This is a genomic window from Paenibacillus sp. CF384, assembly GCF_900106745.1.
In the GTDB taxonomy this organism is placed as follows: Bacteria; Bacillota; Bacilli; order Paenibacillales; family Paenibacillaceae; genus Paenibacillus_Z.
This window is the reverse complement of sequence record NZ_FNNV01000001.1, coordinates 935,530-959,027: the sequence shown is the minus strand read 5'-3', so window position 1 is coordinate 959,027 and position 23,498 is coordinate 935,530. Positions and strand designations below refer to the sequence as shown.

The 23,498-nt window shown below is 47.6% G+C and carries 23 protein-coding genes; 21 read left to right on the top strand and 2 right to left on the bottom strand.

Annotated elements, in window-relative coordinates; translation table 11 throughout:
- Positions 1–19 precede the first annotated feature (19 nt).
- Together BLW29_RS04495 and BLW29_RS04490 are read right to left on the bottom strand one after the other, a co-directional pair.
- The gene (locus BLW29_RS04495) at positions 20–1,579 is read right to left on the bottom strand and encodes a YifB family Mg chelatase-like AAA ATPase (protein ID WP_090976566.1); all 1,560 of its coding nucleotides are present in this window, start codon (positions 1,577–1,579) and stop codon (positions 20–22) included.
- A gap of 117 nt (positions 1,580–1,696) precedes the next feature.
- Positions 1,697–2,164, bottom strand: coding sequence for a DinB family protein (locus tag BLW29_RS04490; protein ID WP_090976564.1), 468 nt, complete (start codon positions 2,162–2,164; stop codon positions 1,697–1,699).
- A 298-nt stretch (positions 2,165–2,462) separates the two neighbouring features.
- On the opposite strand from BLW29_RS04490, the gene sucC reads away from it, so the two are divergent.
- The 21 genes from sucC (at position 2,463) to flgG (ending at position 23,468) form a co-directional block, all read left to right on the top strand.
- A complete protein-coding gene (gene sucC, locus BLW29_RS04485; RefSeq protein ID WP_090976562.1) occupies positions 2,463–3,623 on the top strand; it encodes an ADP-forming succinate--CoA ligase subunit beta in 1,161 nt (386 codons plus the stop codon).
- 57 nt (positions 3,624–3,680) lie between these two features.
- Complete coding sequence (gene sucD, locus BLW29_RS04480) at positions 3,681–4,610, top strand: succinate--CoA ligase subunit alpha (RefSeq protein WP_090976560.1); 930 nt, start codon at positions 3,681–3,683, stop codon at positions 4,608–4,610.
- A 177-nt stretch (positions 4,611–4,787) separates the two neighbouring features.
- Positions 4,788–5,903 carry a DNA-processing protein DprA gene (gene dprA, locus BLW29_RS04475; protein WP_256208331.1) on the top strand — a complete coding sequence of 372 codons (1,116 nt, stop codon included), beginning with the start codon at positions 4,788–4,790 and terminating at the stop codon, positions 5,901–5,903.
- Positions 5,904–5,929: 26 nt separating this feature from the next.
- Positions 5,930–8,032: a type I DNA topoisomerase gene (gene topA / locus BLW29_RS04470; protein ID WP_090976558.1), complete on the top strand. Its 2,103-nt coding sequence runs from the start codon at positions 5,930–5,932 to the stop codon at positions 8,030–8,032.
- A gap of 22 nt (positions 8,033–8,054) precedes the next feature.
- Complete coding sequence (gene trmFO / locus BLW29_RS04465) at positions 8,055–9,422, top strand: FADH(2)-oxidizing methylenetetrahydrofolate--tRNA-(uracil(54)-C(5))-methyltransferase TrmFO (RefSeq protein ID WP_090976557.1); 1,368 nt, start codon at positions 8,055–8,057, stop codon at positions 9,420–9,422.
- A 228-nt stretch (positions 9,423–9,650) separates the two neighbouring features.
- Positions 9,651–10,196 carry an ATP-dependent protease subunit HslV gene (hslV, locus tag BLW29_RS04460; protein ID WP_090976555.1) on the top strand — a complete coding sequence of 182 codons (546 nt, stop codon included), beginning with the start codon at positions 9,651–9,653 and terminating at the stop codon, positions 10,194–10,196.
- Between the two features lie 39 nt (positions 10,197–10,235).
- Complete coding sequence (hslU, locus tag BLW29_RS04455; RefSeq protein WP_090976553.1) at positions 10,236–11,642, top strand: ATP-dependent protease ATPase subunit HslU; 1,407 nt, start codon at positions 10,236–10,238, stop codon at positions 11,640–11,642.
- A 33-nt stretch (positions 11,643–11,675) separates the two neighbouring features.
- Positions 11,676–12,446: a GTP-sensing pleiotropic transcriptional regulator CodY gene (gene codY / locus BLW29_RS04450; protein WP_090976551.1), complete on the top strand. Its 771-nt coding sequence runs from the start codon at positions 11,676–11,678 to the stop codon at positions 12,444–12,446.
- Positions 12,447–12,696: 250 nt separating this feature from the next.
- The gene (gene flgB, locus BLW29_RS04445) at positions 12,697–13,107 is read left to right on the top strand and encodes a flagellar basal body rod protein FlgB (RefSeq protein WP_090976549.1); all 411 of its coding nucleotides are present in this window, start codon (positions 12,697–12,699) and stop codon (positions 13,105–13,107) included.
- 2 nt (positions 13,108–13,109) lie between these two features.
- Complete coding sequence (gene flgC / locus BLW29_RS04440) at positions 13,110–13,559, top strand: flagellar basal body rod protein FlgC (protein WP_090976547.1); 450 nt, start codon at positions 13,110–13,112, stop codon at positions 13,557–13,559.
- Positions 13,560–13,584: 25 nt separating this feature from the next.
- Positions 13,585–13,917 (top strand): flagellar hook-basal body complex protein FliE, encoded by a 333-nt coding sequence (gene fliE, locus BLW29_RS04435; RefSeq protein WP_256208329.1) that lies wholly within the window; start codon positions 13,585–13,587, stop codon positions 13,915–13,917.
- Between the two features lie 43 nt (positions 13,918–13,960).
- A complete protein-coding gene (fliF, locus tag BLW29_RS04430) occupies positions 13,961–15,526 on the top strand; it encodes a flagellar basal-body MS-ring/collar protein FliF (protein ID WP_090976544.1) in 1,566 nt (521 codons plus the stop codon).
- 11 nt (positions 15,527–15,537) lie between these two features.
- Positions 15,538–16,548 carry a flagellar motor switch protein FliG gene (gene fliG, locus BLW29_RS04425; protein ID WP_090976542.1) on the top strand — a complete coding sequence of 337 codons (1,011 nt, stop codon included), beginning with the start codon at positions 15,538–15,540 and terminating at the stop codon, positions 16,546–16,548.
- Complete coding sequence (locus tag BLW29_RS04420) at positions 16,541–17,368, top strand: FliH/SctL family protein (protein WP_090976540.1); 828 nt, start codon at positions 16,541–16,543, stop codon at positions 17,366–17,368. Before fliG ends, BLW29_RS04420 begins: the two co-directional genes overlap by 8 nt.
- Positions 17,358–18,692 (top strand): flagellar protein export ATPase FliI, encoded by a 1,335-nt coding sequence (gene fliI, locus BLW29_RS04415; RefSeq protein ID WP_090976538.1) that lies wholly within the window; start codon positions 17,358–17,360, stop codon positions 18,690–18,692. The genes BLW29_RS04420 and fliI overlap by 11 nt, the downstream gene beginning before the upstream one ends.
- 9 nt (positions 18,693–18,701) lie before the next feature.
- Positions 18,702–19,148 carry a flagellar export protein FliJ gene (fliJ, locus tag BLW29_RS04410; protein WP_090976536.1) on the top strand — a complete coding sequence of 149 codons (447 nt, stop codon included), beginning with the start codon at positions 18,702–18,704 and terminating at the stop codon, positions 19,146–19,148.
- Between the two features lie 52 nt (positions 19,149–19,200).
- On the top strand, positions 19,201–20,109 hold the full coding sequence (locus tag BLW29_RS04405; RefSeq protein ID WP_090976535.1) for a MotE family protein: 909 nt from the start codon (positions 19,201–19,203) through the stop codon (positions 20,107–20,109).
- A gap of 27 nt (positions 20,110–20,136) precedes the next feature.
- Complete coding sequence (locus tag BLW29_RS04400; protein WP_090976534.1) at positions 20,137–21,636, top strand: flagellar hook-length control protein FliK; 1,500 nt, start codon at positions 20,137–20,139, stop codon at positions 21,634–21,636.
- Positions 21,637–21,692: 56 nt separating this feature from the next.
- A complete protein-coding gene (locus BLW29_RS04395; protein ID WP_090976532.1) occupies positions 21,693–22,151 on the top strand; it encodes a flagellar hook capping FlgD N-terminal domain-containing protein in 459 nt (152 codons plus the stop codon).
- Complete coding sequence (locus BLW29_RS04390; protein WP_256208327.1) at positions 22,102–22,521, top strand: TIGR02530 family flagellar biosynthesis protein; 420 nt, start codon at positions 22,102–22,104, stop codon at positions 22,519–22,521. The genes BLW29_RS04395 and BLW29_RS04390 overlap by 50 nt, the downstream gene beginning before the upstream one ends.
- A gap of 119 nt (positions 22,522–22,640) precedes the next feature.
- The gene (flgG, locus tag BLW29_RS04385; RefSeq protein WP_090976528.1) at positions 22,641–23,468 is read left to right on the top strand and encodes a flagellar basal body rod protein FlgG; all 828 of its coding nucleotides are present in this window, start codon (positions 22,641–22,643) and stop codon (positions 23,466–23,468) included.
- The last annotated feature ends 30 nt before the right edge of the window (positions 23,469–23,498 follow it).

Genomic DNA, 23,498 nt, shown 5'->3' with positions numbered 1-23,498 from the left:
CTCTTTCTTGTATATATACTTACAAAGCATGAAGCTTTCGATCCAGACTGCGATAACCGATCGCCTCAGCGACATGCTGGCTATCGACGAGATCGCTTGACTCCAAGTCAGCAATCGTTCGTGAAAGCTTGAGTATCCGGTCATGCGCACGTAAGCTGACGCCAAGCGTATCAAAAGCTACACGTAGCAGTTGTTCAGCTTCTCGTGTTAAATGTACGGCCTTACGAAGCGACACACCGGCCAATTCGGTAATCGAACGACCGGTAAGGCTGCCTGCTGTTCGAGCCTGTTGCCGCTCAACTGCCGCAAGCACAATAGCTCTCATTTGAGCAGATGTCATCCCGCTTGTCAGACCCTCGGTCGTCGGTGGCCTTGGTACTTCAATATGCATATCAATACGGTCCAGAAGCGGGCCGGAAATCTTCGCACGGTATCGTGCGAGCACTAACTCGCTGCATACGCAGCGGTGTTCGTCAGTCTCATGTCCGTAGTAGCCGCATGGGCACGGATTCATTGAGGCGGCAAGAAGAAAGGAGGCCGGAAATCGGAATACAGCACGTGATCTGGCTATCGTTACTTCCCGATCCTCGAGCGGCTGCCTAAGCACTTCCAATGAAGCGCGTGAAAATTCAGGGAGTTCGTCCAGAAACAACAGCCCTCGATGGGCAAGTGTAACTTCGCCCGGTCTAGGAATAGACCCGCCTCCAATCAAACCGGCTGCTGAGATGGTGTGATGAGGGCTGCGAAAGGGACGTTCTCTCATTAATGTAGGAATGCCCCCTGGCAGCTTACCGGCAGCACTATAAATCTTCGTAACCTGCAACGCTTCTTCTTCGCCTAGCGGAGGCATAATACCCGGTAACCTTCTCGCGAGCATGGTCTTACCTGTTCCGGGAGGGCCCGATAGAAGGACATTGTGTTTCCCGATGGCCGAGATGAGCAAAGCTCGCTTCGCATGATGCTGGCCCAGCACATCCCCATAGTCCCCAAAGGCAGCCCCATAATCTCTTGAACCCGGTGCAGAGTCGTGCTCCGCAGCGCTATCGTATCGAAGCTGCTCCCAAGAGCGTTCATCCGCATTCGCTTCGCCTAACTCGCGCAAATGAGAAACGGCAAACAGCTGCATGCCCTCTATACATGCGGCTTCTGCAGCGTTCGCCTTCGGCAGAAGCACATTCCTGATGCCGCTAAGTCGAGCCTGCTCAACCATGGCAAGAACCCCGGGAATTCCCCGAAGCTCGCCGTTTAGCGCCAGTTCCCCCAGAACTAATACCTGTTCAAACCACTTGCTCTTCAACTGTCCGCTTGAGGTTAGAACGCCTACGGCAATAGCCAAATCAAATGCAGTGCCTTCTTTGCGAAGGTCTGCAGGCGCAAGGTTGACCGTAATTCGTTCCATCGGAAATGTGAACCCGCAATTCTTGACTGCTGCTCGAACGCGTTCAATGGATTCCCTAACTGCCGGATCGGGAAGGCCAACCACGTTGACTTGGGGAAGACCATTAGAAATATCGACTTCTACGGCGATTGATTTACCTTCCACGCCATAAACGCTTCCGCTGCAAATTTGAGTATACATAACAAAAAACACCTCCACCATATAGTCGGATGAAGGTGCTTCCTCACAGGTCCGTATGCAATAATTGCTCTATTGAAATCATAGCTCAGCTGCAAATCAACTGTCAACGAGGTCGAATTATGCCCCGATAAACCGATCGATCTCATCCAGATGATGCCGATCATGTGCAACAAAGTCATCTAGATAATGGTGAATCGTAAAGGGATTGCCGTCTCCATCGGTGTAATTCCATTCTCTCTTCTCTTCAGAGAGGGCCGTCAGAAGTCTCCATAGTTCTTCTCGGACGGACATGCATTCTGAGAGCAGCTGCTCTTTACTGATCGAATCTGCATATGCAGCAGCATGGCGATTAAATGTATCGTAATCCGAGTGACGAAGTGTCAGCGGTCTGCCTTCGACAATTGGCATAATCGCCTCTTGCAGAAAGTGTCGATCCCACAGCATGATATGACCGATCACGGAGCGGGTAGACCATTTATCAGTCTTAAGCGGAGCGCTCCACATCTCATCTGACAGTGAACGAAGAGAGGCCGCAAATGGAATTAGGGATTGGAAGGTTGACAATAGTCCGGTAAAAGTATTCAATCAATGACCTCCTAAATAATGCTTATTCACAGGATACTAGAACGTATGTTTGGTGTCAATAATTAGTTAAACTTAGGTAATACTAGTCAGGTAATCCTTATTTTAGCCTTTGCATCTCAAAAATGAGTGCATTTCATCTATTCCATATCGAAATGAGATTGATATGAGATGAAACTAATATCAAAAAAGATGGCATTTCAGGCTAAAAAAATAGGAAACACATGACGAAACGTGTTACAATACTTATGGTTTTGTGTACATACGTAGGATTTGACTGCGGATAGGAGGATTTTCGTCAATGAATATCCATGAGTATCAGGGTAAACAACTGCTTAAGCAGTATGGGGTTGCCGTACCGGAAGGTAAAGTGGCGTTCTCTGTCGATGAAGCGGTGGCAGCAGCGGAAGCGCTGGGCACACCGGTTGTCGTTGTAAAAGCGCAAATTCATGCAGGCGGCCGCGGTAAAGCGGGCGGCGTTAAAGTTGCCAAAAATTTGGATGAGGTTCGCACTTATGCCAGCCAAATTCTGGGCAAAGTTCTCGTAACCCACCAAACGGGTCCTGAAGGTAAAGAAGTAAAGCGCCTGCTTATCGAGCAAGGCTGCGACATCAAGAAAGAGTATTACATCGGTCTTGTTGTTGACCGCGTAACTGGACGGATCGTCATGATGGCATCCGAAGAGGGCGGCACGGAGATCGAGGAAGTTGCTGAGCACTCGCCGGAGAAGATTTTCAAAGAAGTTATCGACCCTGCTGTCGGTCTTCAAGTATTCCAAGCGCGCAAGCTGGCATACTCCATCAACATCCCTAACGAATTGGTCGGCAAAGCGGCTAAATTCATGCTGTCTCTGTATGCGGCTTTCGTAGAGAAAGACTGCTCGATCGCAGAGATCAACCCGCTCGTCGTAACAGGCGACGGCAACGTTATGGCGCTTGACGCCAAACTGAACTTCGATTCCAATGCCTTGTACCGTCATAAAGACATCTTAGAGCTTCGTGATTTGGATGAAGAGGATGAGAAGGAAATTCAAGCGTCCAAGTTCGATCTGAGCTACATCGCACTCGATGGCAACATCGGCTGTATGGTTAACGGCGCAGGTCTTGCAATGGCGACAATGGATATTATTAAGTACTACGGCGGCGACCCTGCTAACTTCCTGGACGTAGGGGGCGGTGCGACCAAAGAGAAAGTTACGGAAGCGTTCAAGATCATCCTCTCCGACGAGAAGGTGAAGGGCATTTTCGTTAACATTTTCGGCGGTATCATGAAATGCGATATTATCGCAGACGGTGTTATTTCAGCGGCTAAAGAGCTCGGTCTTGACCGTCCGCTTGTCGTTCGTTTGGAAGGCACTAACGTTGAACTGGGCAAGAAAATGTTGAACGAATCCGGACTAAACATCGTGGCTGCAGACTCTATGGCCGACGGTGCACAAAAAATCGTCGCGCTAGTAAAGTAAGACTTAATTGTCGCACTTTACGCGGCATACGAATTCATTTAGGGGATGTGAGTTTCGATGAGCATTTTGGTAGGCAAAAACACAAAAGTCATTACCCAGGGTATTACTGGTGCCACAGGGTTGTTTCATGCGAAGGGCGCCCTGGAATACGGTACCCAAATGGTTGGCGGAGTTACGCCGGGCAAAGGCGGAAGCAATGTTGACATTACACTAGAAAACGGAACGGTAGTCTCGCTTCCTGTATTCAATACAGTTGCAGATGCAGTTGCCAAAACAGGCGCTACTGCGTCCGTTATCTATGTTCCGCCTGCATTCGCAGCAGATTCCATTCTGGAAGCTGTAGATGCGGAGCTAGACCTGGTTATCTGTATTACAGAAGGTATTCCGGTTATCGACATGATTAAAGTAACACGGTACATGGAAGGCCGCAAAACGCGCCTGATCGGACCGAACTGCCCAGGCGTTATTACGCCGGGTGAATGCAAGATCGGCATCATGCCGGGCTACATTCATACAAAAGGCCATGTAGGCGTCGTTTCCCGCAGCGGAACGCTCACTTACGAGGCTGTACATCAGCTGACTACTCGCGGAATCGGTCAATCCTCCGCAGTAGGTATCGGCGGCGACCCTGTTAAAGGCTCCGAATTCATTGACATCCTGAATATGTTCAATGAAGATCCGGATACTTACGCTGTTATCATGATTGGTGAAATCGGCGGCTCTGCTGAAGAAGAAGCGGCAGAGTGGGTTAAAGCAAACATGAAGAAACCGGTTGTCGGCTTCATCGGCGGCGCTACTGCACCTCCGGGCAAACGGATGGGACATGCAGGTGCGATTATTTCCGGCGGTAAAGGAACGGCAGCCGAGAAAATCGCAACGCTTGAGAAATGCGGCATTCGCGTAGCTCCTACGCCTTCCGAAATGGGTTCTACCCTTGTAAGTGTTCTGGAAGAGCGCGGCATGCTGGACAAGTGCAAAACGCACTAACAGCTGCAACACCATAGCTTCAATTAAAAGGTAAGCAACCTTTCGATTTGCCCTATATGGGCATTCGGAGGGTTGCTTTTTTTCATTATTCTGACCACTTGGCTTGCATTCTCCTTGCTGCACGGTCACAATAAGGTAGAATGCAGGCCGTCACCTTGAAGGGACGGTGCATTATTAATGAAGGAATACATTCAAGAGAGAGAACTTCTGCTTACTCTACATGAAACGCCCGGCATTGGGTGGCATTCGATACGCAAAGCTGTAGAATATGGTCAATGGCGGTTATATGAACGATTTTCGCCTGAAGCGTGGGTTTCATCAGTCGGGTTAAAGCCGGATCAGGCAAAAGCGATTTCACATGCGTTCTCAACGGTTAAGGTGGAAGAACGACAGGAACGAATGTCGAAGCTCGGCATTCAATGGATAACGCGTTTTGATGAATCCTATCCTCATTTACTGCGAGAAACCCCTCAGCCTCCTTGGATCATATACGCAATGGGGCGAGTCGAGCTGCTAAACCGACATGCAATTGCCATTGTAGGAACGAGAGGGCCGACAGCATATGGCCGCAAAACAGCTTCAGACCTAGCTAGGAGGCTCTCTGAGCGAGGAATGACAGTTGTTAGCGGAATGGCGAAGGGAATAGATACACTGGCCCATGAAGGCGCACTGGAGGCCTTTGGAAGCACGGTTGCCGTATTAGGCACTCCGGTGGATCGTATATATCCCACAGAGAACCGTGGGCTCTACGAGCAAATTGTGAGAAAAGGCGTCGTTATTTCGGAGGTCGCACCGGGCACACCTTTTCATCCCGGTTTGTTTCCGCTGCGGAATCGCATCATAGCCGGATTATCACTAGGCACTGTTGTAGTAGAAGCTGCAGAGCGAAGCGGGTCATTGATAACAGCAGACCAAGCACTCGACATGTCGCGGGACGTATTTGCCGTTCCGGGCCCGATCTCTTCCCCGAAGAGCGCAGGGACAAACGGATTGATTCGTCAAGGGGCAAAGCTCATCACATCAGACCAGGATATTATGGAGGAGTACGAGGGATTGCTCCAGCAACCGGGAATATCGAACGCACAAGTAGGTTTGAAGTCTGAATTGCAAGTCGTGCATTTGGATGAGAATGAAGCTGTTTTACTTCAATTCTTACAGGATGGTCCGCTATCTATCGACCGTCTGCATGAGCTCTCATCCTTTCCTTTTGGACTTTTGCATTCAGTTCTGATAAATTTATGTATAAAACGGAAGATTGAACAGCATCCAGGTTCCATATATAGTGTAATGTAGCATGCATTGGAGAGGAGGGCGCATCAATGGCAGATTCACTTGTCATCGTCGAGTCACCGGCAAAGGCGAAAACAATCGGTAAATATCTAGGAAGCAAATTCATCGTTAAAGCATCGATGGGTCATATCCGAGATTTGCCGAAGAGCCAGATCGGTGTAGAGGTCGAGAATGATTTTAACCCCAAATATATAACCATTCGTGGAAAAGGGAGCGTCCTGAAAGAATTAAAAGACGCCTCCAAAAAAGTGAAAAAAGTCTATCTCGCAGCTGACCCTGATCGCGAGGGTGAAGCGATTGCGTGGCATTTGGCACACTATCTCGAGATAGACGAGAGCGACTCCTGCCGAGTCGTATTTAATGAGATTACGAAGCAGGCCGTGAAGGATGCTTTCAAAACACCAAGACCGATCAATATGGATCTTGTTAACGCGCAGCAGGCAAGGCGGATACTAGACCGTCTTGTGGGCTATAAGATCAGCCCGCTGCTGTGGAAGAAAGTAAAGAAGGGGCTGTCTGCGGGACGGGTGCAATCTGTTGCCGTGAAGCTCATTATTGATCGCGAGAATGAGATTGATGCTTTTGTTCCCGAGGAGTATTGGTCGATTACCGCTCAATTGAAACAAGGCTCCACCACCTTCGAAGCGAAGTATCATTCGCTTAATGGCGGCAAGCGGGACCTTGGCAACGAAGCGGATGTTCAAGAGGTGCTGCAGGCCATGGGCTCTTCCGCGTTCACGGTCAGTGAAGTGAAAGAGAAAGAGCGTCTGCGTAACCCTGCGGCTCCGTTTATTACAAGCTCGCTTCAGCAGGAAGCAGCGCGTAAGCTTGGTTTCCGTGCGTCCAAGACAATGTCAGTCGCCCAACAGCTTTATGAAGGGGTTGACCTCGGAAAGGAAGGGACAGTCGGTCTCATCACTTATATGAGAACGGATTCCACTCGGATCTCGACGATCGCTCAAGAGGAAGCGAAAGCTTATATAGAAGAGAAATACGGAGCAGCTTTCGCACCAGAGCAGCCTCGTGTTTATGTGAAGAAGAACAGCAATGCCCAAGATGCGCATGAAGCGATTCGTCCAACTTCCGTCATGCGTGATCCGGATTCGATGAAAGAATTCTGTAGTCGTGATCAATTCAGGTTGTATAAGCTTATTTGGGAGCGTTTTGTAGCCAGCCAAATGTCTTCAGCCGTACTGGATACGATGACAGTCGACTTTAATGTCGGTAATGGAGCGGTGTTCCGGGCAGTGGGTTCCAAAGTGAAGTTCCATGGTTTTATGAAGATCTATGTCGAAGGCAACGATGACGGTACGACGGACGAGGAGAAATTCCTTCCGCCTCTGTCGGCAGGAAATGTTGTCGGCACGGAATCCATCGACCAGAAGCAGCATTTTACTCAGCCGCCGCCTCGATATTCAGAAGCACGTCTCGTGCGGATGATGGAGGAAGTGGGCATTGGGCGTCCAAGTACGTATGCACCAACGCTCGAAACGATCCAGAAGCGGGGCTATGTTGCCATCGAAGAGAAGAAATTCATTCCGACGGAACTAGGCGATCTGGTCATTCAAATGATGGAAGAGTTTTTCCCGGAAATTCTGGACGCCGAGTTTACAGCGCATATGGAAGATGACCTTGACCATGTGGAAGACGGGAAAGAAGACTGGGTAAAGGTACTGGCTAATTTCTATACTTCGTTTGAGAAGCGGCTTGAAGTTGCTGAGGACGAGATGAAGGAAGTTGAGCTTCAGGATGAAATATCCGATGAGATTTGCGAGAAGTGCGGTCGTCATCTGGTATTTAAAATGGGCCGATTCGGCAAGTTCCTGGCTTGCTCCGGATTCCCGGATTGCCGCAATACGAAGCCGATTGTCAAAGACATCGGTGTTCCTTGTCCGAAATGTGCGGAAGGGAAAATTATTGAGCGCCGCAGTAAGAAGGGACGTTACTTCTACGGCTGTGATCAATATCCTGGCTGTGACTACGTGTCATGGGATAAACCGACTACTAAGCCATGTCCGCAATGCAACAGCTTAATGGTAGAGAAGCGGAATCGCAGCGGCGCGAAGCTAGCCTGCACGCAGTGTGAATATAATGAAGAAGTACCTGAGGAGCAAGAACCGGCTGAAGGTTAAGATTGAAAGGATGGTAAGTTCATTGTCAGAATTACAACATGTAACAGTCATCGGCGCAGGTCTTGCAGGCAGCGAGGCTGCTTGGCAAATCGCTTCGCAAGGAGTGCCTGTTACGCTTTACGAGATGAGACCGGCGACCAAGACGCCGGCTCACCATACGAATAACTTTGCTGAGCTGGTATGCAGCAACAGCTTGCGTGCAAACGGTCTTTTTAACGCAGTCGGTGTACTTAAAGAAGAGATGCGCAGAATGAACTCTCTGATCCTCGATTGTGCGGATCGTAACGCGGTCCCTGCCGGCGGTGCGCTTGCCGTTGACCGTGACGGCTTCTCTGGCGATGTCACGAGAATCTTGAAAGAACATCCTCTGATTGATGTTCGGACGGAAGAGATGACGGAAATTCCGAAGGACGGTATTGTTTTGATTGCTACCGGACCTCTGACGGCTCCCCGTCTATCCGCCCAAATTCAAGAGCTGTTAGGTCAAGAATATTTCTATTTCTATGATGCCGCAGCTCCAATCGTGGAGAAGGATTCCATTGACATGTCGAAGGTCTACCTTGCTTCGCGATATGATAAGGGAGAAGCGGCATATCTCAACTGTCCCATGACAGAAGAAGAGTTTGAACGGTTCCATGAAGCTCTTACAACGGCGGAGACCGCTGAAGTGAAGGAATTTGAGAAAGAGCAATATTTCGAGGGTTGTATGCCCATTGAAGTGATGGCTAGCCGCGGCAAGCAAACGGTGCTGTTCGGCCCAATGAAGCCTGTTGGTCTGGTTAACCCGCACACAGGCAAGCTGCCTCACGCCGTCGTTCAGCTTCGTCAAGATAACGCAGCGGGCACTCTGTACAATTTGGTTGGATTCCAAACTCATCTCAAATGGGGTGAGCAGAAGCGGGTGCTATCTCTGATTCCTGGATTGGAGAATGCGGAATTTGTACGTTTCGGCGTTATGCACCGCAATACATTTATCAATTCACCGAGGCTGCTTCGTTCTACCTACCAAACAAACAGTCGCGATAATTTATTCTTTGCCGGACAAATGACCGGTGTTGAAGGTTATGTTGAATCCGCTGCTTCAGGTTTGATCGCAGGATTGAATGCAGGCCGATTGGCGCGCGGCTTAGAACCGCTTGTCTTCCCTGCTGATACTACGCTTGGCAGTATGGCGCAATACATTACAACGGCGGACTTCAAGCATTTCCAGCCGATGAATGCGAATTTTGGCTTATTCCCGCCGCTTGAGAAGCGGATGCGCAGCAAGAGAGATAAGAACGACGCGATCGCCAATCGCGCGTTAGAACAGCTTGCTCGCTTTAAACATGAACACCTTGGCTATCCGGCTGAAGAACCTGCCCAAGTAGAAGCAGAAACAGTCACAGAGTAACCATACAACCAGAACAGGCAAAAGAGCAGCGGCTTCGTTCGATTCCTCGGCCGCTGCTTCCTTTTTGCATATATATGCTCCCTTCTATTAAGAGTTTTTGCAAAACTCGGGCTATTCTAACGAAGTAGTATTGTTATCGTTATCTGAAAGATTATTTTCTTCGCGAAACTTAATCCGATCCTTACGAAGCAGTTTCGCCTATGCGAGACTTTTAGGAGGCTATTAATGATGGAAATGCAATTTCATGCGACGACGATCTGTGCGGTTCGGCATAATGGGAAAGGTGCTATTGCAGGCGACGGGCAAGTGACGTTTGGCAATAGTATGGTCATGAAACACCATGCGAAGAAGGTTCGTCGTTTATATCGTGGGCAAGTCATTGCTGGTTTTGCCGGATCGGTTGCTGACGCGATTGCACTCTTTGAGAAGTTCGAAGGTAAGTTAGAGGAGCATCACGGCAATTTACAAAGGGCCGCTGTTGAGCTTGCGAAGGATTGGCGCTCAGATCGGGTGCTGCGCAAACTCGAAGCCATGATGATCGTTATGGATGCGACTGGTTTACTGCTCATTTCAGGCGGTGGAGAGATTATTGAACCGGATGATGGCATCTTAGCAATAGGTTCGGGCGGCAGCTTCGCGCTTGCGGCAGCACGTGCTCTCTATCAGCATGCGCCTCAGCTCGAAGCTAAGGACATGGTTAAATCCGCACTTGAGATTGCCGCAGATATTTGCGTGTTTACAAACCGGAATATCATTGTGGAAGAAATAGGCTAATATAAGCTTTTAATTCGGACTCAATTGGAGGGATCGGAAATGTCAAATGAAGCGATGACACCGAAGCAAATTGTGACGGAGCTTGATAAATATATCGTGGGTCAGAAGCCGGCCAAACGTTCAGTGGCGGTCGCACTGCGCAATCGTTACCGGAGAAGTCGGCTTGATGAAGCGATTAGAGACGAAATTGTGCCCAAAAACATTCTCATGATTGGACCTACGGGCGTTGGTAAAACTGAGATTGCAAGACGATTGGCGAAGCTGGTAAATGCACCGTTCGTTAAAGTGGAAGCAACCAAATTTACTGAAGTAGGTTATGTTGGACGTGATGTGGAATCCATGGTTCGCGATCTCGTGGAAACTTCGATTCGGATGGTTAAGCAAGAAAGAACCGAGAAGGTGAAGGATAAAGCGGAGAAACAAGCGAATGAACGCATCGTAACGCTGCTGGTGCCATCCGCAGCCAAACCCAAAAGCCAGAAGAATCCACTTGAAATGCTCTTTGGCAGCACGCAAGGCACGAAGGAGCCTGAGGTTGAGCCTGAAGAGTCTGCTTCAGTTATCGAACGTCGCAAACAAGTGAAGGAACAACTAGCAGCCGGGAAGCTTGAGAATGAGATGATTGAAATTGAGGTAGAGGATAACTCGCCGAATATGCTGGATATGCTTGCCGGACAAGGCAATGAAGGCATGGGAATGGGCGCTAACATGCAGGAATTGTTCGGTCAATTGATGCCGAAGAAATCCAAGAAACGGAAACTGCCTGTCAAGGAAGCCCGTAAGGCACTAACGCAGGAAGAAGCCAACAAGCTAATCGACATGGATGATGTCATCACCGAATCAGTCAGCAGGGCAGAGCAGACGGGCATCATTTTCATAGACGAAATCGACAAAATCGCAAGCTCCTCAAGAGGTTCGGGGCCAGATGTTTCCCGTGAAGGCGTGCAGCGGGATATATTGCCAATCGTTGAAGGTTCGACAGTGATGACGAAGTATGGCCCAGTGAAAACAGACTACGTCCTGTTTATTGCTGCAGGTGCTTTCCACATGGCTAAACCATCGGATTTGATACCGGAGCTTCAAGGGCGATTCCCGATTCGGGTGGAATTGACGAATTTGACCTTGGAAGATTTTGTTAAGATTTTAACTGAGCCTAAGAATGCGTTAACTAAACAGTACACGGCACTTCTCGAAACGGAAGGGATTACAATTACCTTCTCCGAGGAAGCCATTCGTGAGCTTGCATCTATCGCAGCAGAAGTAAATAAAAATACAGAAAATATTGGCGCGCGTCGTCTTCATACGATTTTGGAGAAGCTGCTTGAAGATTTATCCTTTGAAGCGCCTGAGCTTTCTCTCGAAGAGCTGGTAATCACTCCGGAGTATGTCCGTGAGAAATTAGGCAGCATTGCGAAAAATCGCGATTTAAGTCAATATATACTGTAAAGGACCGGTAAGGAAAGTAGGGGGCAAAAGGCAATGATTTTATTGGCAAAAACAAGAACGCTTAACCGTCTGCTGCAGCGCGCGGCAGGCGGAGCGCTCAATTTTCGTGAAATGGCAGAGGTGCTCTGCACAACCATTCAAGCCGACGTGTTCGTCGTCAGCCGTAAAGGTAAAGTGTTAGGTTGCGCGGCAGTAGGTCCATTCCAGCATGAACAACTGCGGGCGCTGCCTGTTGCAGATTTACGGTTTTCTACTGAAAGCAATGATCGGTTTATGAATATGCAAGAAACGGTCAATAACGTTGCTCCTGATGAAGGGATCAGCGAGTCTTTCCCTATGATGGCGGGACAGCGTAAGATGACCGTAGTTCCGATAGTTGGCGGCCGCGAGCGTATCGGGACGTTGATTCTACTTCGCAATGCAGAGCCTTTCGGTGATGACGAGTTGATTCTGGCGGAGTATGGAAGTACTATCGTTGGCATGGAGATTTTGCGTGAACGAGCGGAGGAAATTGAACATGAAGCTAGAAGCCGCACAGTTGTTGCGGTGGCAGTAGGCTCTCTCTCGTTTAGTGAACTTGAGGCCGTTGAGCATATTTTCGAAGAATTGGATGGCAAAGAAGGGCTTCTTGTCGCATCCAAAATTGCAGATCGGGTTGGAATCACCAGATCCGTAATCGTTAACGCACTTCGGAAATTAGAGAGTGCAGGAGTGATCGAAACGCGTTCATTGGGGATGAAAGGAACTTACATTCGTATACTAAATACCCAGCTTCTCCAAGAGCTAAAAAAGAACAAAAATTAAAATATTAGACAGTTACATTACAAAATCATTCATAAACCAGTACAATAATCCCATTTCCAGGTCCTATCTTCGACAAAGATAGGGCTTTTTTCTTATTGTAATAAATTAGGAAAGTGAGGAAGATTAACTTGACGGAAAACTTCGACACAACTCTCTCATATTTTTAATAATTCTTTGTCGAAAGAAGGAGGAATGAGAGGGATTCTGTTGAATTGAATATATTACACAGAATGGAAAGTGGGGTTTTTCAGTGAACCTGTTGAATGGCCCTGGATTTAGTCGATTACAGGGTGCTATGAATGCTGCAGAAATGCGCCAACGCATCATCTCCAACAATATAGCGAATGTAGATACGCCGAAATTCAAGCGCTCTGAGGTTGTTTTCGAACAAATGCTGGAGCAAAGCATGGGCGGCAGTAACTTCCAGATTATTGGAAAAAGAACGAACGGTCGCCATATTCCCATCGGTGCTTCATCCTCTGTTCCAGGCGCTCGAATCATTACGGACGAAACAAGCGTGATGAACAATGACATCAACAATGTCGATATTGATCGAGAAATGTCGCTTCTTGCAAAAAATCAATTGAACTATAACTATTACGTTCAACAGATAAATCACGAAGTGAAAATGATGAGATTAGGCATTGAAGGGAGAGCTTGATTATGAGATTAACGAACGGATTTGATGCCAGTGCATCAGCTTTGACTGCTCAGCGCCTCCGAATGGACGTCATTTCTTCAAATATCGCGAATGCAGAAACGACAAGAGCGAATTTTGTGAACGGTCGATATGAACCTTACAAACGTAAATTGGTCGTGCTCGAGCCAAATTCCAAATCATTCGCCGACGTACTAAACGGACAATTGAACGGCAAAGGTTCTTCTCCAGGCGTTAAGGCATCACGTATTATTGAAGACCAGACGCCATCAAAGCTGGTTTATAATCCGAGCCATCCTGACGCTGATGAGAATGGTTATGTGAAAATGCCTAACGTCGACGTGCTGAAAGAGATGGTAGACATGATCTCTGCTTCAAGATCTTACGAAGCTAACGTAACGGCATTGAACGCCACTAAAGGGATGTTTGTCAAAGCGCTTGAAATCGGCAAGTAAACAGAGATAAAGCGGAGGGATACCATTGATTAACCCATTGTCATTGAATATGCTGCAATCGCAAAATGTTAAACTTTTTGATTCAGGTATTGAGAAGACGGATGTGAATGCAGAGGGAGCTGCTTCCGCTTCAGACATGACGAAATCATTCAGTGATTTCCTGAAGAACGCATTGGATGGTGTCAGTGCGCAAGAGAAGAACGTACATACAATGAATGACCAATATTTAATAGGCAATGTGGATATATCGCAAGTAATGGTCGCCTCGCAGCAAGCGGAGCTCGGCTTGCAGCTCACCTCACAAGTCCGCAATAAAGTAATCGAAGCTTATCAAGAGATCATGCGGATGCAAATCTAATAGCAGCAAGAATCGCATTAGAGCATAACAGTGAGGTGAAATTGTGAACGAGAAATTTGCCCAGTATCGAGCTAAAGCGGCTCAATATTGGAACGCAATGGAGAAGAGACAGAAGATTTGGCTGGGAGCCTCGGTAGGTGTACTTGTTCTAACAATTGTATTACTAACCATGATTTTCTCGAGAGTGAGTTATGAAGTCGCGTTTCGCGATTTGGACAGTACGGATGCAGCAGCGGTTATGGAATACTTGGACACAAGCAAAATTCCTTACAAACTCCAAAACGGCGGACAGAGCATACTGGTTCCGGCTGCGGATGCCGCAAAGGTCAAAATCGAAGCAGGTTCGCAGGGGATTGTTCGCAACGGTTCAATCGGCCTCGATATTTTCAATGATACTAATTCCATGTTCGGATCTACGGATCGTGAATTCGATGTCAAATTAAGAAACGCTTTGAACGGAGAAATTCAGCAACTGCTTAACGGTATGCAAGGCGTTCAGAAATCGAATGTTCTCGTAACGATTCCGAATGAATCTCCGTTTATGACAGAAGAAGAGAAAGAACAGTCTTCTGCTGCAATTACAATGACTTTCCGTCCGGGTTATCGTCCAAGTCAGAAAGAAGTTGACGGCTACTATAATCTCGTGAAGAGCTCGATCCCTAATATCAAAACCGACAATATTACGATTTCTAGCCCTGAAGGAGAACTGCTTGCCTCGGATGGGATCGGCGGTGCAGCCACTGGCGGAGATTTAATTGAGACTCACTATCAACTTCAACGAAAGTATGAGAATGATCTCAAACAAAAAATCCAAACGTTCCTAGCACCAATGGTGGGCATGGAAGATTTGGTCGTCAATGTGTCCAGCTCGCTGAATTTCGAGAAGAAAGTTTCTGATCAGAATCTCGTAAGGCCGCTGGATAACAACAATAATAATGGCATTGTTGTCAGTGAAACTCAAAACAATAAAACTGCGACCGGCGCAGGCGGTGCTGGCGGAGTTGCAGGGACCGGCGAAACGGATGTTCCCGGGTATACGGCAGATCAAAGTGCTGGCAGCACCTCTGAAGAAAACAATCGGATAACAAATTATGAGTATGATAAGATTCATAATCAAATTGAATCAGGACCCTATGCCATTAAGGACCTTTCTATTAGTATCGGTGTAGAGAAGAGTAAACTTAATGACGAATCCAAGAACGATATTAATAATTTCTTAATATCTCTCGTTCGCTCGCAATTGATAGAGTCTGGTCAAGATGTTAATGATGACGCGTTACTTGCCAAAAAAGTTTCGATCATGGCACAAACTTTTGTCGACAATGGCAGTACTTCAACTTCTGCAATCTTATCGACAGGCTGGTTAACCGGAATTGGTCTTGCTGCTCTAGCTATCATTGGTGCACTTGGTTATGTCGTTGTAAGACGTCGCAATCAAGCAGCTCAAGCAGAAGAACTTGCAGCAAATCAGGCGAAAGTCGAATACCCGACAATCGATTTGGAAACGGTCCAGAACGAGAGTCAAGTACGCAAGCAGCTTGAAACACTTGCCAAGCGCAAACCAGAGGAATTTGTTAATTTACTCCGGACTTGGCTCGTTGATGAATAGAGGTGGCCAAGATGGCAAGGACGCATGGATTTAGCGGGCGGCAGAAAGCGGCAATATTGTTAATCTCGCTCGGACCTGAAGTTTCCGCGCAAATCTTCAAACATTTGAGAGAAGAAGAAATTGAACAGCTGACGCTGGAAATTGCTAATGTTCGCAAAGTAGATACGCTGGACAAAGAAACGATTCTAAATGATTTTCATCAAATCTGTGTTGCACAAGAATATATTTCGCAAGGCGGCATTACCTACGCTCGTGAAATACTTGAGAAAGCGCTCGGCGAAAGCAAGGCTATGGAAGTTATCAACCGCTTAACTGCGACATTGCAAGTTCGGCCTTTCGACTTTGCCCGCAAGGCGGAAGCGAGCCAAATTCTCAACTTCATTCAGAACGAGAATTCGCAAACGATCGCATTGGTGCTTTCCTACTTGCAAGCAGAACAGGCTTCTCAGATTCTTTCTTCCCTACCTCAAGAGAAGCAAGCAGAGGTTGCTCGTCGCGTAGCGCTTATGGACAGCACTTCACCGGAAGTTATTTCGCAAGTAGAACGCATTCTCGAACAGAAGCTATCCGCTACCGTTACTCAAGATTACACAAGTGCGGGTGGTATTGAATCAATTGTTCAAATATTAAATGGTGTTGATCGCGGAACAGAGCGTACCATCCTGGATGCGCTTGAAATTCAAGATCCGGAACTTGCCGAAGAAATCAAGAAAAGAATGTTTGTCTTCGAAGATATCGTCAATATCGACAACCGTTCGATCCAACGTATCATTCGCGATATTGAGAATGCCGATCTGCAGCTTGCACTTAAAGTTGCTAGTGAAGAAGTTCGTGAAGCGATCTTCCGCAACATGTCCAAGCGAATGGCGGAGACATTCAAGGAAGAGATGGAATACATGGGACCAGTTCGGCTGCGTGACGTTGAGGAAGCTCAAACACGCATCGTAGCAACGATCCGTAGACTCGAAGAGTCCGGTGAAATCATCATCGCCCGCGGTGGAGGGGATGATATCATTGTCTAAGTTGTACAAATCTTCGCATGTCATTTCAGTAGAAGATTTAAAGCGGCTTGAATGGTATAACAGGTATGTTCAAACGCCTGCGGCTAACGAAGCGCAAAGCGAACCAACAGGTCCAAGTGGAGAAACGCTTACTTTGCGAGATCAAATCCTGGGTGATGCCGAACAATTCGCGATGCAGCGCATTCAAGAAACAGGCGAACAGATTGAGGCCATGCACGCAGAAGCGAATGCTCAAATTGACCAATGGTGGTTAGAACGTCGACTGCAGGACGAACAGCTGATGGAACAAATCCATCAAGAAGGTTTTCAGCAGGGCTACCAAGAAGGGAAGGCGCAAGCTGAAGCGGATGTACAGGCTCACTGGGAAGTGATGCTGACGGAAGCCAGATCGATTCTCGATTCTGCCTATGACACGAAGGAACAAATCATTCAAGAAGCGGAACCCTTCGTTGTTACGCTCAGTACGGCAATTGCTGAGAAGATCATACAGAAGCAATTAACGATAGATCCCAATTGGTCACTGGACATTATTCGCAAGTCGCTGGAACGGCGTCGGGAGCAAGGCGTTATCACCTTGTGCGTGTCCCCTCTGCAACTAACTTTCGTGCAGGCAGCCCGCGAAGAATTGTCACTCGTCATTGATTCCCAAGCTGAATTGCAAATTGTGCCGGATGTTTCGGTCAAGGAATTCGGTTGTGTCATCCGCTCTTCATTTGGCAGCATCGATGCACGAATTGATACGCAGTTGACTGAAATTAAACGTGAACTCATCCAATTAGCACACCAAGCGGATGAGCGAGGAGCAGCTGATGTCAACTAATAGGTTGGATGTAGATCGCTACATTGAACATTTACGTCCAATTGATCCCGTTCGCGTCAATGGCAAAGTCACACAGGTTATCGGTTTGACCGTAGAATCCGAGGGTCCAGACGCCAGTATCGGCGATGTTTGCTTGATCTACCCTGCCAAGTCTACGAAACCGCTGAAAGCGGAGGTCGTCGGTTTCCGCAATAACAAGGTCATACTTATGCCGCTTGGTGAGCTCCAGTCTATTGGACCTGGCTGTGATGTAGTAGGTACAGGTAAGCCTTTAACAGTGCAGGTTGGTTCTGACTTGCTAGGTAAAGTGCTAGATGGTCTCGGTCAGCCGTTAGATGGATCTTATATCTCGAGCCGTATGCCGCATCATTCTACTCATAATCTGCCGAGCAATCCACTATCAAGACCGAGAGTTAAAGATCCTCTCAGCATCGGTGTTCGTGCGATTGATGGCTTGTTAACGGTAGGGCAAGGTCAGCGGGTTGGTATTTTTGCAGGCTCCGGTGTAGGGAAGAGTACACTTCTCGGCATGGTCGCAAGAAACACCTCGGCAGACGTCAACGTTATCGCATTGATCGGTGAGCGTGGTCGGGAAGTTCTTGAGTTCATAGAGAAGGATCTTGGCCCCGAAGGACTTGCTCGCTCAGTGGTAATTGTTGCAACCTCTGATCAACCGGCATTAATTCGAATTAAAGGTGCGCTTATCGCCACGACCATCGCGGAATACTTCCGTGATCGAGGACTGAATGTCATGCTGATGATGGATTCCGTAACACGATATGCAATGGCACTTCGTGAAGTCGGTCTAGCCATCGGCGAACCTCCTGCAACCAGAGGTTATACACCTTCTGTGTTTGCAAATCTGCCCAAGCTGCTGGAACGTGCAGGTACAGGCGAGCGAGGTTCCATTACAGCGTTCTATACCGTCTTGGTTGATGGTGACGACATGAATGAACCTATTGCCGATGCGGTTCGAGGAATACTCGACGGACATATCGTACTCAGCCGTGCTTTAGCACATAAAGGTCATTTTCCTGCAATCGACGTCCTTCAATCCATTAGTCGAGTCATGAAGGAAATTGTGCCTGAAGAACAGCAGGAAGCTGCGAATGAACTGAAACGTTTGCTCGCTATTTATAAAGATTCGGAAGATCTGATTAATATTGGGGCGTACCAACGCGGATCTAACGAAAAAATTGATCAAGCCATTGATTCTATCGATAATATCTGGTCTTTCACTCGTCAGAAAACGAACGAAAAGGTTGACTATCAAGAATCAAAGAAGAGGCTCATTGATGAATTTCATGCCTCACACGGGAGATGAACCAGCTAGATGGCACGATTTCATTACGCCTATCAAAAAATCGTCGACTTAAAAACGAACGAGAAATCGCAAGCAGAATGGCAATTGTCCGTTGTCGTCGGTGAGCTTCAGACGGAGGAACAATCACTCTCGAAGCTTCATCGGGACCGATCCGAGTGGAGCGACCGTTTACAGCTTTCATCGAATCAAGCAGTGACGCTCTCTGAACTTATGGTCATACAAGAGTATATCGATTATTTGGATATTTGCATCAGGCAGAAAATGATGGATGTCAAGAAAGCTGAAGCTGCCGTCGAAGTGAAGCGGAATGAATTGTCTGAGCGAATGAAAGACGAGAAGGTATGGCAGAAATCGAAGGATAACGCGCACCAGCGTTTCCAAGCAAACATGTTGCTGATCGAACAGAATGAGCTTGATGAAATGGCATCTATGCGGTTCATGTATGCAGCGCACTAACAGTTGAGATGTTTTGCGAATCGGGAGCCAATACCCGAGGGAGGGACTTATTTTGGCGGATTTGGAAATGGAAAAGCAGGGGTACAGCGGGTTTGAACGATTTATGTTTTTTGTTACCCCGATCTTGTTTACACTCATTCTTCTTGGCGTACTGGTTACTTTGTTTAATTTCGACTTGCGGAATAAGGCACTAGAAATCGGAAATTCCGTTCCGTTCTTAAACAAAGTGCTTCCGGAGCCTGCGACGAATGAGAATGCGGCTGTTGTCGATGAAGGCAAAATTAAAACGGAAAATACGACAGCTAAGATCAGTGAGCTGCGGGCGCAGCTCACTGTTAAAGAAACCGAGCTCAGCAAGACTGCGGATGAGAAAACGAGATTGTCCCTGCAGCTTAAGGATCTTCAGGCTCAGGTAGAGCAGCTCAAGCAAGATGGAACGAAGAAGGCGCTTGAGGATGCAGAGTACCAGAACAAAATCAATGAGCTTGCAGCCATGTACGGCAAGATTACGCCTAGCAAAGCTGCACCGATCCTGGAAAGCATGGAGATGGATGAAGCGGTGCTCGTGATGGATGCGATGAAACCGGATGATCGAGTTCGGGTGCTTGAGAAGATGAATCCGAAGAAAGCGGCAGAAGCCACCGTGAAGTTGAAAGATGTGAAGACTGCGAAGGATCGCCAAATCGCTGCGCTGCAAGCTAGAATTAAGAAACAAGATTCCGCAGTGGCGCAACCAGAGATTGTTCTTAGCAAAGCACAGCTCAACACCACATTCTCGACAATGGATCCTGCAAGTGCCGGAGAGTTGCTGCTTAAGATGGCGGATGTGAGTCCAAGTAAAGTACTTCGCATTCTAAACGCTGTTGACGATGCATCACGCTCCAAAATTATCGCGGAAATGTCAGGCTTAAACAAAGATATTACGGCACAACTAGTTTCCAAACTCATGTTAGGCAAATAACAGTTTGCTGAAGGAGGTGAAAACAATATGAAAATGCCAGTATCCAATGCAACACCAGTTCATGCACCATCTACTGTATCAGGCACATCGACTGTCAAAGGGACGGAAGGCAATGAGTTTAACCAGACCTTAGTTCAGACGCTTGCCGGTAACGGAGCCGGTTCGACTCCTGCACAGCCATCCAAAGAAACAGCGGTTGTCTCCCAATTACCTGTGAATTCGCTAGCCTCTCTACTAGGCGACAATGTTTCGGCTGGCGATTTGCTTGCTGCAATAGAAGAGCTGCTCAAGAAGCTTGACGCTGCGGACTCAGAAGAGTTGGCTCAAACGACTACGGAAGGCAGTTTGAGTGATGCTTTGGCTCAATTAGACAATCTACTGAGTATGTTGTCTGGCATGCCAGCAGCACAACCGGTACTTGCGCTAACAACCAATCAGACAGCGGATAGTAATAACGCACCAAACCAAGGCGAATCAAACGGCGGGATTAATGAACTGCTAACTATCATTGCGGGATTGAATAATGGCCAATCGATAGCAGCCAACATTCAGGGTCAAGCGTCTCCAATGACTACAGATGCTTCGAGCACAGAGTCAGCCAATCTGGAAGCAATCGCTGCATTGAAATCAGGCTTGCAGGATGCATTATCCGATTTGCGGTTACTCTTGCAGCAACAAAAAGGAAATGCGGCCGATAGCGAACAAAATGGTTTGGTTAGTAAGCAGCTGATTGCGATTGAACAATTGATTAATGGGAAGAAGTCGGAGGCGGCAGTTATGGCTGCAGCACAGTCTTCCAATCCATCAAACGAAATCGATTCCGTTCGAGCTTTACAAACAGCGCCTTCTACTAATAATCATCTTCAGCGTATGGCGCATCAATTGCTTCATGTAGGACTAATGAAAGCAGCAGCCAAGCCTGAAGGAACTGAACAGTTTGAAGTTGAACCTTTTCAGTCACTATCTGAGCCAAGCAGTATTAATCTAGCTCTGTTAGCCGGCAATCAAGAATTGCAACGCCAGACGCTGACAGCAGCCAAGCAGTTGGTTGAACAACCTGTTCCCATTCAACAATTTGCTTCCACGATCCAGAAGATGGTTGTGAGTCAGTTCAATGTAACGGCTAGCAATGGCATGTCCAACGCGCAATTGACTTTATTCCCTGAGCATCTCGGTCAAGTTAATGTCAACATCTCGATGCATAACGGTACATTGACAGCGCAGTTCGTGACAGATTCCGCTCTTGCTAAGGATATGCTGGAGAATCAAATGGCACAGCTTCGGACCTCACTGCTATCGCAGGGGATGCAAGTAGAGAAGCTTGAGGTAACGCAAGCTCCTGTATTGCCGAATATGTTCCAAGACCGACAAGGTCAAAGCGGTAGAGATCAAGGAACGTCCAAACGTCAATCCGGCGACGAGGCAATCGGAGAGATTGATTTTGAATCCGGTCTGGAAGAAGTGACTATGGAGCAAGCGGTTGACCGTGATCTAGGCTTAGGCCGGGGCATTCATACGAGAGCATAACCTTTCGCGGTTATGAATGATAACGATGAACCTATAGATCGGAGGTGACGAGAAAAATGTCCGGTGATAATATTTCAACCCGCAACGTTTGGCCTTATTACAGTGCCAGCAATGTGCAAGCAGCAGCTGAGAAGAAAGAGGATAAATCCCTTGGCAAAGATGATTTTCTACGGATTCTTGTAACCCAGCTGCAGAATCAAGACCCTATGCAGCCTTTGCAAGATAAGGATTTCATCGCGCAGATGGCGCAATTCTCTTCTGTCGAGCAGTTGGTTAACATGTCAGATCAGTTAACGATGCTTCGTCAAAACCTTGGAATGGCTTCTAGCATGATCGGTAAGGAAGTTCAGTGGTATGAATATGCCAATACAGGAGAAATGCTGGCAGTAACTGGTAAGGTAGATTCCATTATTATTAAAGATAAAGCGCAATACGCAAGAATCGGTGATAAGGATATCAAGCTGGATGACATTGTATCGATCGCTGATCAAGGCGGTGAAGACGCCAATGGATGATATCTTGAAGATCGGACATTTACGATTAACAGGTAACAGTCAGATTCGCAAACCGAACCAGCAGGAAAGCACGGCAGCCCATACATCTTCATTTAAAGAAGTGCTGGACCGTAATGTGCTTAAATTCAGCAATCACGCCGAAACCCGAATGGCGCAGCGCGGTATCACATTCAAACCAGAAACGATTTCCAAAATCGTAAGCGCAATCGATCAGGCTGCAGCAAAAGGTGCGAAGGATTCGCTCGTCGTTTATCGGGACATCGCGATGATTGTCAATGTTCCAAGTCGTACTGTCATCACCGCAATGGACGGCAATTCACTCCAAGGCAATGTATTCACTCAAATCGACAGTGCAGTCATTGTATCTTAATCGGCTGGACCTTCTTACAGGAAGCCGAAGAGTCGTGGATCGATTGAAGCGACTCACACGATAGACTTCTTTTGCAAGGCAGAGCAACTGTACTTACACCATTAGGAGGTTGAGATTTCATGTTAAGATCAATGTACTCCGGCGTTTCAGGCATGCGTGGTTTCCAAACGAAGCTAGACGTCATCGGTAATAATATTGCGAACGTAAATACGGTAGGCTTCAAAGCGGGCCGTGTTATGTTCAAAGATATTCTAAGCCAAACGGTTTCCGGCGTAACGCGTCCTGAAGAAGGAACGACGGGCGGCGTTAATGCGAAGCAGGTTGGCCTTGGTGTTGCCATTGCATCGATTGACACGATCCACACACCGGGTAGTGCAATGACCACCAATGTTCCTACAGACGTTCGAATTGATGGCGATGGATTCTTCGCCGTATCCCCATCTGCTGACGGTGCTGAAGCTCCTTATCTGACTCGTGCAGGTAACTTTACTCTTGATGCATCAGGTCAGCTCGTCAATGGCGATGGTATGTTTGTACTGGATTCTAACGGCGGGCCGATCGTACTCGATCCAGCTGAGGTAAAATCCTTCACAATCTCACAAGATGGCTCCATCATCTCGGTTGGTGCAGACGGTCAAAGCCAACCATCAGGTTTCCAGCTCGGAGTAGTGAAAGTGACGAACCCGAACGGACTTGAAAAAATCGGAGGCAACCTTTACCGGATGACGCCGAATGCGAACGTTGATGGAGAAGTTGTCATGACTACAGCGGGTGATGCTGAGGCAGGTACAGGCGCAATTATTGCCGGTCAACTCGAGATGTCTAACGTGGATTTGACATCAGAATTCACCGAAATGATTGTTGCGCAACGTGGCTTCCAAGCTAACTCTCGAATTATTACGACTTCTGACGAGATTCTGCAAGAGGTTGTTAATCTGAAACGCTAGGTGAATAACCGAAGGGGAGGCCAACCTGCC

Excerpts from the sequence above, each read along its gene's own strand:
- BLW29_RS04390 (WP_256208327.1), top strand. The coding sequence starts at position 22,102 with ATGACATTGTATCGATCGCTGATCAAGGCGGTGAAGACGCCAATGGAT.
- fliG (WP_090976542.1), top strand. The coding sequence starts at position 15,538 with ATGGCAAGGACGCATGGATTTAGCGGGCGGCAGAAAGCGGCAATATTG.
- sucC (WP_090976562.1), top strand. The coding sequence starts at position 2,463 with ATGAATATCCATGAGTATCAGGGTAAACAACTGCTTAAGCAGTATGGG.
- topA (WP_090976558.1), top strand. The coding sequence starts at position 5,930 with ATGGCAGATTCACTTGTCATCGTCGAGTCACCGGCAAAGGCGAAAACA.
- fliJ (WP_090976536.1), top strand. The coding sequence starts at position 18,702 with ATGGCACGATTTCATTACGCCTATCAAAAAATCGTCGACTTAAAAACG.
- codY (WP_090976551.1), top strand. The coding sequence starts at position 11,676 with ATGATTTTATTGGCAAAAACAAGAACGCTTAACCGTCTGCTGCAGCGC.
- dprA (WP_256208331.1), top strand. The coding sequence starts at position 4,788 with ATGAAGGAATACATTCAAGAGAGAGAACTTCTGCTTACTCTACATGAA.
- BLW29_RS04495 (WP_090976566.1), bottom strand. The coding sequence starts at position 1,579 with ATGTATACTCAAATTTGCAGCGGAAGCGTTTATGGCGTGGAAGGTAAA.
- BLW29_RS04395 (WP_090976532.1), top strand. The coding sequence starts at position 21,693 with ATGTCCGGTGATAATATTTCAACCCGCAACGTTTGGCCTTATTACAGT.
- fliI (WP_090976538.1), top strand. The coding sequence starts at position 17,358 with ATGTCAACTAATAGGTTGGATGTAGATCGCTACATTGAACATTTACGT.
- BLW29_RS04400 (WP_090976534.1), top strand. The coding sequence starts at position 20,137 with ATGAAAATGCCAGTATCCAATGCAACACCAGTTCATGCACCATCTACT.
- flgC (WP_090976547.1), top strand. The coding sequence starts at position 13,110 with ATGAGATTAACGAACGGATTTGATGCCAGTGCATCAGCTTTGACTGCT.
- sucD (WP_090976560.1), top strand. The coding sequence starts at position 3,681 with ATGAGCATTTTGGTAGGCAAAAACACAAAAGTCATTACCCAGGGTATT.
- hslU (WP_090976553.1), top strand. The coding sequence starts at position 10,236 with ATGTCAAATGAAGCGATGACACCGAAGCAAATTGTGACGGAGCTTGAT.
- hslV (WP_090976555.1), top strand. The coding sequence starts at position 9,651 with ATGGAAATGCAATTTCATGCGACGACGATCTGTGCGGTTCGGCATAAT.
- flgG (WP_090976528.1), top strand. The coding sequence starts at position 22,641 with ATGTTAAGATCAATGTACTCCGGCGTTTCAGGCATGCGTGGTTTCCAA.